Origin of the sequence: Streptoverticillium olivoreticuli subsp. olivoreticuli (assembly GCF_003391135.1) — a bacterium.
GTDB lineage: Bacteria > Actinomycetota > Actinomycetes > Streptomycetales > Streptomycetaceae > Streptomyces > Streptomyces blastmyceticus.
The window spans coordinates 3969165-3983710 of record NZ_CP031455.1 but is presented as its reverse complement, the minus strand read 5'-3'; the positions used below and the strand labels follow the sequence as shown (position 1 = coordinate 3983710).

Genomic DNA, 14546 nt, shown 5'->3' with positions numbered 1-14546 from the left:
CTCCACGGGGTTTGCGCGAAAAGCGCATGGTCTATGCTCCATACAAATACCGGGGGGCGTGGGCGCGTGATACGAGTTCTGCTGGCCGAGGACGAGAGCCTTATCCGGGGTGCGCTGGTGCTGCTGCTGAAAGCGGAGCGCGGCATGGAGGTCGTCGCCGAGACGGGGGAGGGCCGGTCCGTCCTGCCGTACGCGCTGGAGCACCGGCCCGACGTCGCCGTGCTGGACGTCAACATGCCCGACATGAGCGGCCTGGACGCGGCGGCGCAGCTGCGGGAGCACCTGCCCGGCTGCCGGATCCTGCTGGTGACCAGCCTCAGCCAGCCGGGGGTGATCCGCCGTGCGATGGATCTCCACGTCGACGGCTATCTGCTCAAGGACGCGCCGCCCGACGAGTTCACCCAGGCGATCCGCACCGTCGCCCAGGGCGGCCGTGTCGTGGACACGGCGCTGTTGCTCAACGCCTGGCAGAGCCCGGAGAATCCGCTCACCTCCCGGGAGACGGAGGTGCTCCAGCGGGCGGCCGCCGGGTATCCCGTGGCGGAAATCGCCACCTCGCTCAGGCTTTCCACCGGCACGGTCCGGAATTACCTCGGCAACGCGGTCACTAAGCTCGGCGCTCGTACGCGTCAGGATGCGGTGCGCCTGGCCCAGGAAGCCGGGTGGCTGCTGCCCGAATCGCCATGAGCCGCTCGGTCATCGGCGCGGGACACGTCACGGTGAGGGTGAACCACCCCTTGAGCAGGACCGTCGCCTGAGCCGTCCCGCCGATGCTCGTCGCGCGCAGCGAGAGATTGTGCAGCCCCGCCCCTGTGGACACCGCCTCCGAATCCGCCGGTCTGATGCCGTCGTTGCCGATGGTCAGCAGCGTGCCCCCGTCGTAGAGCCGGCGCACCTGGAGGGAGCACCGGGTCGCGTCGCTGTGCCGCAGCATGTTGGCCACCCCCTCCCGTACGGCGATGGCGAGGACCTCCGCGGCGGCCCGGTCCGGGGCGGGCACGTCGTTCCACACCGCCACCTCGATGCCGGTGTCGGTGAGCAGCCGGCGCGCGTACTCCAGTTCGTCCCGCAAGGACAGGTCGCGGTAGCCGCCTGCGGTGGCGCGCAGCTCCGTGAGCACCTCGCGCGTCAGGCTCGCGATGTCCTGGAGCTGGCGGCGCGTGCGCTCCTGTTTCTCGGGGAGCGCGCGGCGCGTCATCTCGCTCTTGAGCGTCACCGCGGTGAGCGGGTTGGTGAACCGGTCGTGCAGTTCGCGGGCGATGCGCTCGCACTCCTCCTGCCGGGCGCGCCGGTCGATGGCCAGCATCTCCGCGCGGATCCGGGCGGTGAGGCGCACGTCCCGCAGCGCGCCGTGGACGACGAGCCCGATGGCGACGGTGGTGGCGAGCGCGACCCAGGAGTCGAGCGAGTGCGGGTCGACGACCCGGGCCATGACCCACGAGCAGACCGCCGTGGTGGCGAACGCCGCCCAACCCGACCTGCGGCCGAGGGCGTTGGCGGCGGTACCGGCCAGGAAGCCCGCCATTCCCGGCCATTCCGCTTCCCACACCGCCATCGGCAGGAACGTGCACACCGCGTGGAGGACGAGCGTCAGGGGTTTCCACTTGCGTAACCGCGCGCAGTGCGCGGGGGTGCTGTGCAGCCACTGCAGGCCGAGGAGCACACTGAGGCAGACGGCCCAGGTGGCGAGGCTGGGGAAGCTGCACGCGGCGTGGGGTTCCCCGGCGAGGCCCACGAGACCCAGTCCGGCCTGGAGTCCCAGGATGCGCGCCGTCAATGGCCATGACGCGATCAACTGACTTCTCCCGCGCACCATTTGGTCCCCCCTCGTGTGCCTCTGGAATACCCCCCTAAGGCATCATACGTACCGTACCTCCCGAATCTTTCCGAAGAAACAATCTTGAAATGAAAGGCCGGAACGCGATACTCCCGGCCGATGCGGCCCACTTGACGCCGTCGCCCCGCCGTGTCCGGGTGGAGTCGCGGACGGCCGGATCCTCATATGCAAAACGCATATGCCCGGGCGGTGGTATTCACGCCCCGGTTGGTGCCGCTCCCACTGGTTGCCCACCCGCCGCCGGTGCGATGCTCCAGCACAACCCCACCGCTCCGGATCGGAGTTGCGACCGTGCAGATTGCAGTACTGGGACCCCTGTCCGTCCGTCACCACGGCGGATCCATCGTCCCGACCGCGGGAAAGCCCCGCCAGGTCCTCGCCCTGCTCTCGCTCCACGCGGGACGGACCGTGCCCAAGGAGCTCCTCATGGAGGAGATCTGGGGCGCCGCACCCCCGCGCAGTGCCGCCACCACCCTCCAGACGTACATCCTCCAACTGCGGCGCCACATCGCCGCGGTGCTGCCCGACGGCACCGGGCTCTCGGCGAAGGACGTGCTCTCCACCTCGTTCGGCGGCTATCGGCTGGCCGTGGAACCCGCGAGCCACGACCTCGACGCCTTCCGCGACCTCGCCGGCCGCGGCGGTACGGCCATGGAGGCGGGCGACCCCCGCGCGGCCGCCCGGCTGCTGCGGGAGGCGCTCGAACTCTGGCGCGGCCCCGCCCTCGCCGACACCCCGCACGGCCCGGCCCTCCAACTGGAGGCCATCGGGATGGAAGAGGACCGCATGCAGGTCCTCGAACAGCGCATCAGAGCCGACCTCGCGCTCGGCCGCTACTCCGGCCTCATCGCCGAACTGCGCATCCTCACCGCCCGCCACACCCTCAACGAGAACCTCAGCGCCCACCTGATGACGGCGCTCTACCACTCGGGCAGCCCCTGGCGCGCCCTGGAGGAGTTCCGCAGGCTCCGTGACACCCTCTCCCGCGAGCTGGGCGTCGAGCCGACGCCCCGGCTCCAGCGCCTCCATCAGGCGGTCCTCAGCGGCGACATGTCGCTCGCGGAGCGGCCGGACGCGACCGCGGCCCGCCCGCTGTCCGCGGGCTGAGCCGCCGCCACGCTCAGCAGATACGGCTCCGGGAGGGCGGACCGCACCAGGCGGGTGCCGAACGACCACCGCCGGTGCGGGTCCGGCTCCCCCTCGCCGCCGTCCCTGAGCACGGGCCCGCGCACCCCCGGGGCGAAACCGAAACTGCGCGGGGAGCGCCGCAGCCCCACGCCCAGGGCCTTGGTGTACGCCTCCTTCAGCGTCCACAGCCGCAGCAGCTCCGCCGCGCGCTCGTCGTCCCGCAGCCCGGCCAGCCGCCCCGCCTCCTCGGCGGTGCAGATGTGCGCGGGGGACAGCGACGTGCCCCGCCCGGCCCGCTCGGTGTCCACCCCGATCGCCCCGTGCCCGCTCACCGCGACGGCCAGCACCGGCCCGCTGTGGCTGAGGCTGACGCGCAGCCCCGGCAGCCCGCGGACAAAGGGCCGGCCGAGCGGCGTACGGTCCGGGCGCACCCCGCGCCAGCCCGTGCCCGTCACCGCGCCCACCACGCTGCGCAGCAGGAACCGCGAGGCGAGGAACCGGGCCCGCAGCCGCTCGCCGCGCAGCGCCGCCCAGCGGCAGGGCTCGTCCGCGGCCAGCCGTCCGGCGTCGGCGCCGCACGACGGCACCCACTCGGGGACCACGCCGTACGCGAGGACCGTGCCCTCGCGCGCCCAGTCGGCCACCACCTCCTCCCAGGGCCCGGACGGGGCGAGGAGCCGCACGGGCAGCAGCACGGCCGGCGAAGGAACGGACACGGGAACCCCCTGTCAGGAAACCGCCAGGAACCGCCACTGTGCCGCCCCCGGCTGGAACGCCGGTCGAGAGCGCGTGGACGGGACCCGGCCGCGCGTGGTCCACGCACCCTCCAGTGCAGCTCAAGGGGGCTCCGCGAGGCTCACCGCCAGATCGGCCGCACTCCCGGCACTCTCGACAACGGAGGTCACATGTCCACCACTCCTGCCCCCGTCGCACTGGTCACCGGCGCGACCAGCGGTATCGGCCTGGAGATCACCAGGCGGCTGGCCGGGCTCGGCGCCCGCACCTTCATCTGCGGACGCGACGAGGCCCGGCTGGAGGGGGTGCTCAAGGAGCTCCGGGACGAGGGCCTGGACGTCGACGGCACGGTCTGCGACGTGGCCGACGCCGGGCAGATCCGCTCCTACGTACGGTCCGCGGTCGAGCGCTACGGGCCGGTGGACATCCTCGTCAACAACGCCGGACGCAGCGGCGGCGGCGCCACCGCCGAGATCCCCGACGAGCTGTGGCTCGACGTCATCAACACCAACCTCACCAGCGTCTTCCTGATGACCAAGGAGGTGCTGAACGCCGGCCGGATGCGGGAGCAGGGCCGCGGCCGGATCATCAACATCGCCTCCACCGGCGGCAAGCAGGGCGTCGTGCACGCCGTCCCCTACTCCGCTTCCAAGCACGGCGTCGTCGGCCTCACCAAGGCCCTCGGCCTGGAGCTGGCCCGCACGGGCATCACGGTCAACGCCGTCTGCCCCGGCTTCGTCGAGACGCCCATGGCGGAGAAGGTACGCGAGCACTACGCGGGCATCTGGGGCGTGAGCGAGGAGGAGACCTTCGACCGCATCACCAACCGCGTCCCGATGGGCCGCTACGTGGAGACGCGCGAGGTCGCGGCGATGGTGGAATACCTCGTCAGCGATGACGCCGCCGCCGTGACCGCGCAGGCGCTCAACGTCTGTGGCGGCCTGGGCAATTACTGACCCTGGCGGGTCACGCGAAAGGGGTGCCCGGAAAACTCTGGGCACCCCTTCAGCCCTGCCGGGCGGGCTTTTTCCCCAGCCCCGCCCCTTCCCGATGCTCCAGAGTGATAGTTCTGGAGTGATCGGGCCATGGTTGCATCTGTGCTGGTCAGGGGCACGGGGAATTCGCTGGTCTCCACAAAAGGTATGGAGACCAGTACCCCCAACGTAGGAACCGTTGCCGGAACCGTGTTCGCCGAGACCCTGCGCGGGGTCCGGTGCATCCGACTGTCGGTCCGAACGGATGAGACCACAAGCCCCGAGCGGCAGCGTGAAGCCGACGACGTAGCCGCCGCAGCCCTCGGAATCAGCTTCGGCGAGGGCGAGTCCCTGCGGGAGGCCGTCGATCTTGACGTAAGCGCGTCCAAGGTCGGTCCTTTCGACCGTCCGCAGCTCGGCGGGTGGCTCGCACGTCCGCAGGACTTTGACGTCCTGGTGTGGTGGCGCTTCGACCGTGCCATCCGATCCATGCAGGACATGCACGAGCTTGCGAAGTGGGCCCGCGAGCACCGCAAAATGCTCGTGTTCGCCGAGGGCATCGGCGGGGGTCGGCTGGAGTTCGACTTCCGCAACCCCATGAGCCCCATGAGCGAGCTCATGATGATGATGCTCGCGTTCGCCGCACAGGTGGAAACCCAGAGCATCAGCGACCGCGTCACCGGGGCGCAGGCAGCCATGCGCAAGATGGCCCTTCGCTGGCGTGGCGGGGGTCAGCCTCCGTACGGCTACCTGCCCGCCCCCATGCCCGCCGAACACGGCGGAGTCGGCTGGACGCTCGTCCCCGACCCGGACGCCGTGCGGGTCATTGAGCGGATCATTGCCGCCCTGGTCGCCGGTCTGACCACTCACGCCATCGCACAGGGACTCAACGCCGACGGTGTCCTGTCCCCGTCCGCGCACTGGAAGGCGTACCAGGCCCGGCGGAAGAACAAGGCCGACGCTGCACCGGCGGAGACCGCCGAACCGAAGAAGCGCCCCGCGCAGTGGCGTGCTCAGACCATCACCCGCATGCTCACCAACCCCGCGCTGCTCGGCTGGAAGATGCACGCCGGGAACCCGGTGCGCGACGACCAGGGCAACCCGGTCATGGCCGCCGAAACCCCGATCCTCACCCGCGAAGAGTTCGATCAGGTGGGCGCACTGCTCGCCTCCAAGCCCACGGCGGAGAAGGCGCCCCGGCGCAAGGACTCGTCGGCGCTGCTGCTGCGCGTCATCCACTGCGACGGGTGCGGCAGCCGGATGTACCTGAAGAACGGCTACTACGGGTGCTCGTCCTACAAGTACGGGACGCACTGTGAAGCCCCGTCCCATGTCCGCGCGGACTGGGTGGACGACTACGTCACGCTGGAGTTCCTGAAGGCTGCCGGACCCGTCCAGATCACCCGAGTCACCGAGATACCCGGCTACGACCCGCAGCCCGAGATCGACACCACCACGGCGGAGTACGAGGAGCACCAGACGCAGAAGGGACGCCAGAAGTCCAGAGCCGCACAGGCAGCCTGGCAGCGCCACGGGGACGCCCTGGACGCCCGCCTTGCCGAGCTGGAGACCCGCGAGAAGCGCGAGCCCCGGCGCGAGGCCGTACCCACGGGACGCTCGTACGCGGACGACTGGCACGCAGCCGACACCGAGGGCAAGCGCACCATGCTCGTGGACACAGGGGCCCGCCTGATGGTCAAGCGCGGCACTCGGGGCGGGTGGCGCACCCTCGACCTGCGACGCGTCGAGTTCACCATCACCGGAGACCTCGACCCCTGCATTGAAGAGGTCGACACCAACGCCGGAGCCGTTGCGAAGGAAGACGTCCCCGAGCACGCCCCCGCACAGGGCACCAGCATGCGACTCCACCAGGCCGCACTCACCCCCGCCGCGTAACAGCCCCCTGCGGCGCCCCCCTGCCGCGCCGGCGAGGGACACCAGCGGGCGGAGCCATGACGGTATGACGGTTCAGGGCCCGATTCTGTTTTTCTCTTATTTTTCTAAGAAAAGTCAGAAAGACCCTTGAACCGCCATTCCGTCATGACGGACCGGGCAGGAACTTACTGGCCTCCACAACACAGTGAGAGCGGGATTACCGCGCACCCACCCCGAGGGGGAACCTTGGCGGTCTGAGTGCCCGACTCTCTCTCAGCGTTGCCCGTGCACCACGCACCCCGCGTTACTCGGGGTGGTCTGCGGGGGTCGTGTGGCAACGCATGCGGGGGCCGTACCGCCCATCAGTAACCCACTCGTCCGCGAGTGCGCCGAACGGGGTTGGAAGCCCGTACGGCCCCCACACAGCCCGGACCGGCCCCGCCGGCTCGGGCCCCAACAGACTCACGCGTGTGGTGTGCAGCATGCACACCGGCCCGAGTAGCCGACCCCGGCGGGGGCTGGTGAAACCGGCTGGAGGAGACGGCGCGATCCCGTCCACGCGTGCCCCCTGACCGGCCTACACAGCGGCGACGGGGGATTGAGCCCACTGACCCAGCGGAAGAGGTGCGCCGTAACCAACCGGCAGAGTGCCCCGGTTCGAGTCCGGGGGTGGGCACGCAACGACAACGAGCACCAGGCGGTGACAGATGACGAGCTGTATCGAGTGCAGCGAGGCGGCAACTCGCCGTGGACGCTGCGAAGTTCATGATCGGCAGTACCAGAGTCGGCCCACGGTTCGGGCTCGGCGTTCGCGAGGGCGACGGCGGGCCGTGCGGTATGACGCTGCTGCGCGGCTCCGCCGTACGCTCGACAGGCGGGGGCTCGGCTGTTGTGACTGGTGCCTGGACGACTTCCCCGCGGACGGGGTGGACGTGGACCATGTGCGCCCGCTGTCCCTCGGTGGCGAGGACATAGACAGCAACGTTCAGGTCTTGTGCCACGGCTGCCATGGGCTCAAGACCCGTACGGAGTTCGGGGACGCTGATCCGCAGTTCTGAGCTAGGCCGGTTGGTCCTCGGTGTGCCAGTCAATGGTCTGGTTGCACACCAGTTCGCGTGCTGCCCTGGCAATAAGGTGAGGTAGCCGATACATAGCGGTTAGGTGATCTTCCAAGTGATGTCCTCGCGGAATTCGTGGGTGACCGGGTCGAGCGCATTGCCGATGCCCGACTTGCCCCTCCCAGGGAGCTTGCCCGGGGCCCCAATGAAGCCCAGCAAGCTGACGACCAGGCCGCCAGATGCGCCGTCGATAAGGGCAGCGATTTCCTGCCCCGGCCTGCCGTCCCAGGTGAAGGTCCCCCCTTTAGACAGGATGAAGACGGGTGCCCCGCGCCACGTACCATCTAGCTGGGTAGCGCCAGGCGGAACGGTGCCGATGGTCATGTTTACGAACTGAGATGTGCTGGGGTTGTCTTTGACCGCGAGTTTCACATCGACGTTGAAGTCGAAGGCGTCCGTCGCCGTCTCGTTGGCCTTATCTCCGTTACTCATGCCGTCCTCCCTGTTCTCGCAGCCGCCTCCAAGATGCTGCTTGGCCTTTCTCTGAGGCTGCCCCACGCGTTTCCCGGGTACGCGCCATGTCACCCATACGTGACTGACAAATCGATCCCCCGCCCTGTTGTTCGGAGGTGACCCCCATGCCCCGTAGACCCCGCCCCCCTTGCTCTGTCCCCGGGTGCCCTGAGCTGACCCGCACTGGCGGGCGCTGTGAAGCTCACCGACGCGAGGCCGAACGACAGCGTGGTACGACCACGGAGCGGGGCTATGCCACGCGCTGGCAGCGCATCCGTAAGGCATACCTGTACCGGAACCCGTGGTGCCTGCTGTGCGGGCGCACGGCGACGGTGGCCGACCATTTCCCTTTGTCCCGGCGTGAGTTGGTCGCTCAGGGCGTGGCCGATCCGGACGCGCCGCATCGACTCAGGCCGTTGTGCACTCAGTGTCACAACCGGGAGACCGCGAAGCGTCAGCCGGGCGGTTGGGCTGCCGCGAAGGTCAAGCCCGTTCGGTCGTGATGTCCGATTCGGACCAGGGGGGTACCCCCTGCCCCTCCCCACGCTGATCGGCAGGGAGGTGACTTTCTCGCATGGCTCATCTGAGCGTTTCTGTGGGTCATCGATCAATCGAAAACAATTGGCGCTCACTTGTTTTCCAATTGTGAGCGCCCCAAAGGAGGGAACACATGTCTCTTACCCTTGCTGAATCCGCGAAGCTATCCCTTGACGATTTGCAGCGCGGCGTCATCGAGACGTTCGTGCAGGAGTCCCCGATTCTGGACCGGCTGCCCCTGATGCAGGTGGCGGGCAACGCCTACCGGTACAACGAGGAGTCGACTCTTCCCGGGGTGTCCTTCCGGGCCGTGAATGAGGCGTACCCGGAGAGCACGGGAACGCTGAACCAGCGGATCGAGACGCTGGCCATCCTCGGCGGGGATGCGGACGTGGACAAGTTCATCGTCCAGACCCGGGGAAACCTCAACGACCAGCGGGCCGTCCAGACCGCCATGAAGGTCAAGGCCGCGTCGGTCCACTTCGCCGACCAGTTCTTCAACGGTGACGTGGAGGTGAATCCGAAGGGCTTCGACGGCCTGCGGAAGCGGCTCCTCGGCCCCCAGGTCCTGGACGCCAAGGCGACAGGGCCAGTCACCAACGGCCATGACTTCTTCGACCTGTTGGACACCCTGATGGCTCAGGTGCGCGGCATCAACGGCTCCAACGGCGCGCTCTACATGAATGCTGCGCTCCGTGCCCGGATCGAATCCGGCTTCCGCCGCCTCGGTGGTGGCGAACTCCTGCGTGAGGAGATCGCGGGCAAGCGCACCACCACGTGGAAGGGCATCCCGCTCCTGGACGCCGGGCAGAAGCTGGACGGTACCGATGTGCTGCCGCTGACGCCCGGTACCGGCGGCAAGCAGACCGGGGACATCTACGCAGTCCGCTTCGGGGCCACCGAGGCCGACGCCGGAGTGTCCGGCCTGACCAACGGCGGCGTACAGGTCACCGACCTCGGCGAGTCCCACGACAAGCCCGTCTACCGAACGCGCATCGACTTCTACTGTGGCCTCGCCCTGTTCGGCGGGAAGGCTGCTGCCCGGCTGACCAACGTCCTCGCCGGCTGACGACACCACCAAGACCCAGTTCCCGTCACCTCTCACCAGGGGGGGACGGGAACTGGGGCATTCTGCGTTTAGGTGCGATCGACCCGAAGATGCGCTACGCGGTCCACACCGTGAACATGTCGCCCCGGACGGCAGAGACGAACGAGGACCAGGCGCCGGACGGGAGCAGGAGCGCGGGATTCTGAGGGGTTTTGCTGTCACGGACGGGGACGACGCCGGAAGCTGCGAACCCGGGGGCCCATTCGACGCAGTTGCCGCCGTTGCCCTGACTGAAGCTGGACTTCACCCATATCGGGTGGGGGAAGTCTCGGGTGGTGCTCATGGGCGTGTGCCTCCATTGCGTGCCGAATGAGAGCTAGCGAGTCGGCGGGAGCCAGGGCGTCAGCACGTAGGCGTTCGTACGCCGCACGTGCTTCGGCTACCGCTTCCGCTGCGTCGTCCACCTGCCCTCGTTGATATGTCTCCTCGTACAGGACATCAGTTCCGTCCCGTCGCGTCAGCACAATAAACGGCACCCCTCGTGAGGGCGCGTCCGCGCTGAACGGGAGCACTTGAAGTGTGATGGGGGGTAGCTCAGACGCCGCTAGCAGGTGTCGAAGCTGCCCCCGCATGGTGACTCGGCCGCCCACGCCAGACCACAGAACCGACTCATGAAGGATCACCCACAGCGTGGGCGGGTTGGGGCCGTCGAACACCTCTCGGCGCCGCATTCGGTCTTCCACCGCCTTCTTGATTGCGGTTGTTGACTCCTGCGGGCGGGCGGACCTGTAGACCGCTTCCGCGTACTCCGGCGTCTGGAGTATCCCCATGACGAACGCATTGGAGTAGTCGCAGATCGTCAGGGCTTCCCGCTCAAGCTCAAGGTAAGGGATGAACCAAACAGGGTTGCCCGCGTCGGCCGCGCGCCGACGCATCCGCGCGTAGACGCCGCGTGCGCCAAACACTCTGTCGCACTGTTCCGCGAACTGCGGGCTGGCTAGCTGCTGCCCTGTCTCGACCTTGCTGACGTACGGCTGCCCGCAGAGCAGCTTGGTGGCAAGTTGCTGTTGCGACCAGCCCTCTGCCTCTCGGGCGTACTTGATCTCCTTGCCAAACTCCTTCGCTGGAGACTCCGAATCATCGCCCATGCGTTCAACTCCCGTTATTCCAAAGCCATTTGGCATGGCTAGGGCCCTGGTCAGCGTAGCGATGCCGGTGGAACCTGAGCTTCACGGTTGATGCCCGCTCCCCATGAGCGGGACACACGGAGGCTCGAACACGATGACGGAGACGACAGGTGCGGCGCGGTGGACCGGCTACCGGCCCGGCGCCCTGCTGGTGGACAAGACCGCCGATCGGCTGGGCGTGTCCCACGCATTCGACGGCGAGAAGTACACACTCGCAGGGATCGGGACCACCGAGAGGTGGACGGCGCCGGCGAGGGCCATCCGCCTGGCCACCGACGAGGAGCGCCGCGCCCTCGGACTCGGCCCGCGGAGCGTGGACTGATGCCCACACCCTTGATCTCCCTCCCACTCTCCGGCGGACACTGGATGGTCACGCCCACCCTCTCCGCTACGCCCGCCCCTTCCATGCCGCGTCCTGCTGAGAAGTGCGTGGGATGCGGCGAAGTGATCGCCAACTTCACGTTGGCTCAGGCGACGGGCGACGAGTTCGGCATCATCCTGGCTCGCGCTCGGATCATGCGGCACTTCGGCGCTGCTCATAGAGCGATCGAGGAGTGGCCCGGCGAGGACGGCCAGGAGAGGGCGATGCACCCAAATGAGTGAGCAGCACCCCGTCGACGCGGAGCGCACTCGCCCGCCCTTCGTGGTCGCGCTGGACGGGTCGGCAGAACCTCCTGTGCCCCCAGCGGGTGACGTGACGGCGGACGCGCTGACCCCCGCCTACAGCCCGGCCGTCTACGACACCCAGGAATTCCGCGATCAACTCGCCCAAGTCATCGCGCAGCTGCGCGGATGGCAAGAGGACATGGACGAGTTGCGGGCGCTGGTCGACGCCGCGCGGCGTCTCGAAGCGTTCTGCCTGCCGCGCCAGCGCGGCACCCCCTAGACCGCCTGCCCCTCTGCGGATGCGCCCTTCCCCCGATGGACGCTAGCCGATCGCAGAGGGGCAGGCACCAACGCCCGGTCGGTCGTCGGTTGAGGTCCAGCGGCCGACCGGGTACCCACCCCCTTCCGGCTGTACGGGGGACAGCCGGAAGGCATCAATCAGACTCCGCCCCACTGGGTCATGGGTAGAGGCACCTCTTACACATCACCTATCCCGGCAGGGGCGGGAACCACGTCCGGTCGTCGGCCGGACAGGTCAGAGGGGTACCCACAGCACACCGTAATCAGATAGGGGGAGATATGAGCGAATGAGCCATACGAAACACCAGCGAGGAGCATCATCCCGGGCATGGAGCCCACCAGTCAGGAGAGCGCGGCATGTTGAAGAAGGATGCCGAAGTTCGCACGATGTGTGAGGGCGTGCGCTGCTCGCGCTGCCTGGACCGGATGATGGTGCGAGAGATCTTCATGGACAGGGCCGGAAATCCACTGCGTCACGGCGATTGGATCTGCGACTGCGGATACCGTCGCCCAAGCAAGGAGGAGAGTAACGGTGACCAGGGAAGTGAACGAAGCGCAGTCGTGCCCCACCCAGGGGTGCCAGGGCATGCTGGCGAGATCCGTACTCCTGGAAGACGACGGAACTGAGATATCTGCCACCATGTGGGTTTGTTCCGTCTGCGGATACTCGCAGTAGGGCGCAGCACGTAGCGCCGCAAACCGCCCCGCCCATGCGCTTCCCTCCGAGGCGTGCGGGCGGGGCTCGGCGCTGATTGGGCCCCGGCCCGCCCCATTGTCGACTCCACCGACACCAGACCGGGGCCCGCGGACGATCGTATGCCGCTTCGGCAGACGCCACTGCGCGACCGTCACGGCTCCGGTAGCACTCGCGCGCCCTCGCCGGCGGGCTCGCTGCCCTGGACGTATGTACCTCGCTGCGGGACGACGAACAGCACGTCATCGGCCACCAGGGCGGCGATCGCACGGCGGACGGTTGGCCGCGAAAGTTCGTACTCCTCACCCAACCGGGACTCGGCAGGGATCGGGCGACGGGGCTTCCAGTCCCCGCGGGCGATGCGCGCCCGCAGGATGCCCGCGAGCTGTTCAAACGGGGGCTCGGGCGCATCGCGAATGATCTTCGCGTCGGGGCTGTAGTCCATGCCGACGACGCTAGCGCGCGGGTGACAAGAGCACACTTACGGCCACGTTCGCTGACGTAGCTTTACGAGCCTTTACGTGTCTTGACGTAAAGGACTATCGTCGAACACGAAAACGCCCCGGAAGACCGCTTAGGACCGGTCCGCCGGGGCTCCGCCGAAGACAGCTATTCAGGAGCTGAACGACGTATGCGCGATGTTATCGCCCTCGCCCTGGTGGCGGTGCTGGCACCCGTAGTGGTGCTGCTGTTCCGCCTGCTCAAGCCCGCCCACGGACGCCACGCAGCGGACCCCGCCCATGCACCCGTGCCGACCCCCGAGCCCGCCCCCGTCAGCCCATGGTTGTCCCCGTGGCGGAGCCCGAGCAAGGAAGAGGCAGCCGAGCTGTTCCAGCGCCAAGCCGAGGACACTCTGGAACTCCGCGTGATCCAGGAACGGCGACGAGCTGTTTTCATGGCCACGCTCGGCGAGGACTACCCGTACACGTACCCCGGAGCTCCGTTCCCCGCGTCCGCGTTCACCACTGCGGGGGTGTCCGCGTGACTGTAGAAGAGCGGTTCCCTGTCGTGCCGACTGCCCACGTGGAACCTTGCACCGAGTGCAAGACGGTCACCCGCGCCCCCGTCGCCATCCGATGGATACAGGGCACCAGCAGCTCTGGAAGAACCCTGTACGCCTGCCCCGTGTGCGCCCCGAAGCTGGGCGCCGGACCGACCCCGGACGACGTGATCCGGTAGAGCCCTCACGACGGAACCAGCCCCGTTCGGCCATCGTGCCGAGCGGGGCTCTTTGCTGCCCGTGGCGGATATCGATCTATCCCACGTCTGCGGCGCCGATGCGTGATAAGCACGAGTGATCTTGCAGTTGTCGGTAGGGAGGGGCCACGGTGCAGAAGAAGACCCGTACATGGATCACGGTCGGGGCGGGCGTGCTCGTACTCGGCGGCATCCTGTCGCTGTTCGAGGACGGCAAGGACAAGGCCGAGGCCGAGCCCAAACCGTCCGCCACAGCGCCCGCCAAGCCCACAGAGCAGCCGAGCGAGGCAGCAAAGCCCGCGTCGGCCCCGTCGCCGGACGCAACGCAGCGCGAGACGCTGATACGGGCCCTGCGCACCATCAACCCCGGGCTGGTCGCGAAGGAAGACCGGGCCGTCAGCAGGTCCCGGGACGTGTGCTTGGACGTCAAGGGTGGCAAGGACGACGCCACAGTCCAGAAGAACACCAAGAGCCGCTTTGAGGGCGGCACCGTGCCGAGCCTCACGGACGACCAGGCCGCGAGCATCGTGACCGCCGTACGGTCGTCGTTCTGCGGCTGATCGGCCATCAACGAGCCCCGTTCGGCCATCGTGCCGAGCGGGGCTTTCGCGTGCCCTGACCAGGCACTAGGCTCCAGAACACCTACTTACGAGCATCGGGGCTTCCCGAAACCGGGGGAAACCCCCGGACCCCCAAAGCGGCTGCGCCGCTTGTCCTCAAACGCCGGACGGGCTGATTTCGTGGACCGTAGCCGGCGAAATCAGCCCGTCCGGCGTTTGAGGACCGGGGTCCGGGGCGGAGCCCCCACGCGGCGGAGCCGCAAATCGACACAGCCGGGAAGGGGCGGGGTGGGGGAA

General features: G+C 68.3%; 17 protein-coding genes. 11 read left to right on the top strand and 6 right to left on the bottom strand.

The genetic code is table 11. The features are described from left to right. The first annotated feature begins 66 nt into the window (after nt 1–66). A complete protein-coding gene (locus DXZ73_RS17325) occupies nt 67–687 on the top strand; it encodes a response regulator transcription factor (protein ID WP_240351387.1) in 621 nt (206 codons plus the stop codon). On the opposite strand, the gene DXZ73_RS17320 is transcribed toward DXZ73_RS17325, so the two are convergent. Then, a complete protein-coding gene (locus tag DXZ73_RS17320) occupies nt 608–1795 on the bottom strand; it encodes a sensor histidine kinase (protein WP_162890234.1) in 1188 nt (395 codons plus the stop codon). The genes DXZ73_RS17325 and DXZ73_RS17320 overlap by 80 nt on opposite strands. 333 nt (nt 1796–2128) lie before the next feature. Between DXZ73_RS17320 and DXZ73_RS17315 the strand changes: the two genes are divergently transcribed. After that, nucleotides 2129–2944 carry an AfsR/SARP family transcriptional regulator gene (locus DXZ73_RS17315; RefSeq protein ID WP_116211898.1) on the top strand — a complete coding sequence of 272 codons (816 nt, stop codon included), beginning with the start codon at nt 2129–2131 and terminating at the stop codon, nt 2942–2944. Here the strand turns inward: DXZ73_RS17315 and DXZ73_RS17310 are convergent. After that, nucleotides 2866–3681: a 4'-phosphopantetheinyl transferase family protein gene (locus DXZ73_RS17310; protein WP_116211897.1), complete on the bottom strand. Its 816-nt coding sequence runs from the start codon at nt 3679–3681 to the stop codon at nt 2866–2868. The genes DXZ73_RS17315 and DXZ73_RS17310 overlap by 79 nt on opposite strands. A 189-nt stretch (nt 3682–3870) precedes the next feature. On the opposite strand from DXZ73_RS17310, the gene DXZ73_RS17305 reads away from it, so the two are divergent. The 3 genes from DXZ73_RS17305 to DXZ73_RS39490 all read left to right on the top strand — a co-directional run bounded on the left by DXZ73_RS17305 (nt 3871) and on the right by DXZ73_RS39490 (nt 7607). Continuing rightward, nucleotides 3871–4656, top strand: coding sequence for an SDR family NAD(P)-dependent oxidoreductase (locus DXZ73_RS17305; RefSeq protein WP_116211896.1), 786 nt, complete (start codon nt 3871–3873; stop codon nt 4654–4656). 186 nt (nt 4657–4842) lie between these two features. Then, nucleotides 4843–6570, top strand: coding sequence for a recombinase family protein (locus DXZ73_RS17300; RefSeq protein WP_240351386.1), 1728 nt, complete (start codon nt 4843–4845; stop codon nt 6568–6570). Nucleotides 6571–7379: 809 nt separating this feature from the next. Beyond that, nucleotides 7380–7607 (top strand): HNH endonuclease, encoded by a 228-nt coding sequence (locus DXZ73_RS39490; protein WP_240351385.1) that lies wholly within the window; start codon nt 7380–7382, stop codon nt 7605–7607. Between the two features lie 99 nt (nt 7608–7706). Here DXZ73_RS39490 and DXZ73_RS17290 read toward each other — a convergent pair whose 3' ends face one another. After that, nucleotides 7707–8099 carry a hypothetical protein gene (locus DXZ73_RS17290; protein WP_116211893.1) on the bottom strand — a complete coding sequence of 131 codons (393 nt, stop codon included), beginning with the start codon at nt 8097–8099 and terminating at the stop codon, nt 7707–7709. A 691-nt stretch (nt 8100–8790) separates the two neighbouring features. Between DXZ73_RS17290 and DXZ73_RS17280 the strand changes: the two genes are divergently transcribed. Further along, nucleotides 8791–9726: a major capsid protein gene (locus DXZ73_RS17280; RefSeq protein WP_116211891.1), complete on the top strand. Its 936-nt coding sequence runs from the start codon at nt 8791–8793 to the stop codon at nt 9724–9726. Nucleotides 9727–9820: 94 nt separating this feature from the next. On the opposite strand, the gene DXZ73_RS17275 is transcribed toward DXZ73_RS17280, so the two are convergent. Together DXZ73_RS17275 and DXZ73_RS17270 are read right to left on the bottom strand one after the other, a co-directional pair. Continuing rightward, nucleotides 9821–10012 carry a DUF397 domain-containing protein gene (locus DXZ73_RS17275; RefSeq protein ID WP_162890233.1) on the bottom strand — a complete coding sequence of 64 codons (192 nt, stop codon included), beginning with the start codon at nt 10010–10012 and terminating at the stop codon, nt 9821–9823. Further along, entirely contained in the window at nt 9924–10853 is a 930-nt protein-coding gene (locus DXZ73_RS17270) for a helix-turn-helix domain-containing protein (RefSeq protein WP_116211889.1), read from the bottom strand. The genes DXZ73_RS17275 and DXZ73_RS17270 overlap by 89 nt, the downstream gene beginning before the upstream one ends. A 133-nt stretch (nt 10854–10986) precedes the next feature. Between DXZ73_RS17270 and DXZ73_RS17265 the strand changes: the two genes are divergently transcribed. The 3 genes from DXZ73_RS17265 (at nt 10987) to DXZ73_RS17255 (ending at nt 11778) form a co-directional block, all read left to right on the top strand. Beyond that, nucleotides 10987–11214, top strand: coding sequence for a hypothetical protein (locus DXZ73_RS17265; RefSeq protein WP_116211888.1), 228 nt, complete (start codon nt 10987–10989; stop codon nt 11212–11214). A 122-nt stretch (nt 11215–11336) separates the two neighbouring features. Next, nucleotides 11337–11495, top strand: coding sequence for a hypothetical protein (locus DXZ73_RS38190; protein ID WP_162890232.1), 159 nt, complete (start codon nt 11337–11339; stop codon nt 11493–11495). Further along, nucleotides 11488–11778, top strand: coding sequence for a hypothetical protein (locus DXZ73_RS17255; protein WP_116211886.1), 291 nt, complete (start codon nt 11488–11490; stop codon nt 11776–11778). The genes DXZ73_RS38190 and DXZ73_RS17255 overlap by 8 nt, the downstream gene beginning before the upstream one ends. An 868-nt stretch (nt 11779–12646) precedes the next feature. On the opposite strand, the gene DXZ73_RS17250 is transcribed toward DXZ73_RS17255, so the two are convergent. Beyond that, nucleotides 12647–12937, bottom strand: coding sequence for a winged helix-turn-helix domain-containing protein (locus DXZ73_RS17250; protein WP_116211885.1), 291 nt, complete (start codon nt 12935–12937; stop codon nt 12647–12649). 186 nt (nt 12938–13123) lie between these two features. Here DXZ73_RS17250 and DXZ73_RS17245 point away from each other — a divergent pair, with 186 nt between their 5' ends. Together DXZ73_RS17245 and DXZ73_RS17235 are read left to right on the top strand one after the other, a co-directional pair. After that, a complete protein-coding gene (locus DXZ73_RS17245; RefSeq protein WP_116211884.1) occupies nt 13124–13477 on the top strand; it encodes a hypothetical protein in 354 nt (117 codons plus the stop codon). Nucleotides 13478–13820: 343 nt separating this feature from the next. Beyond that, a complete protein-coding gene (locus tag DXZ73_RS17235) occupies nt 13821–14249 on the top strand; it encodes a hypothetical protein (protein ID WP_116211882.1) in 429 nt (142 codons plus the stop codon). Nucleotides 14250–14546 lie beyond the last annotated feature (297 nt).

Bases quoted from the DNA above. Each gene is read 5' to 3' on its own strand.
- DXZ73_RS17245 (WP_116211884.1), top strand. From the start codon at position 13,124: ATGCGCGATGTTATCGCCCTCGCCCTGGTGGCGGTGCTGGCACCCGTA.
- DXZ73_RS17305 (WP_116211896.1), top strand. From the start codon at position 3,871: ATGTCCACCACTCCTGCCCCCGTCGCACTGGTCACCGGCGCGACCAGC.
- DXZ73_RS17290 (WP_116211893.1), bottom strand. From the start codon at position 8,099: ATGAGTAACGGAGATAAGGCCAACGAGACGGCGACGGACGCCTTCGAC.
- DXZ73_RS17300 (WP_240351386.1), top strand. From the start codon at position 4,843: ATGGAGACCAGTACCCCCAACGTAGGAACCGTTGCCGGAACCGTGTTC.
- DXZ73_RS17255 (WP_116211886.1), top strand. From the start codon at position 11,488: ATGAGTGAGCAGCACCCCGTCGACGCGGAGCGCACTCGCCCGCCCTTC.
- DXZ73_RS17265 (WP_116211888.1), top strand. From the start codon at position 10,987: ATGACGGAGACGACAGGTGCGGCGCGGTGGACCGGCTACCGGCCCGGC.
- DXZ73_RS17270 (WP_116211889.1), bottom strand. From the start codon at position 10,853: ATGGGCGATGATTCGGAGTCTCCAGCGAAGGAGTTTGGCAAGGAGATC.
- DXZ73_RS17280 (WP_116211891.1), top strand. From the start codon at position 8,791: ATGTCTCTTACCCTTGCTGAATCCGCGAAGCTATCCCTTGACGATTTG.
- DXZ73_RS17250 (WP_116211885.1), bottom strand. From the start codon at position 12,937: ATGGACTACAGCCCCGACGCGAAGATCATTCGCGATGCGCCCGAGCCC.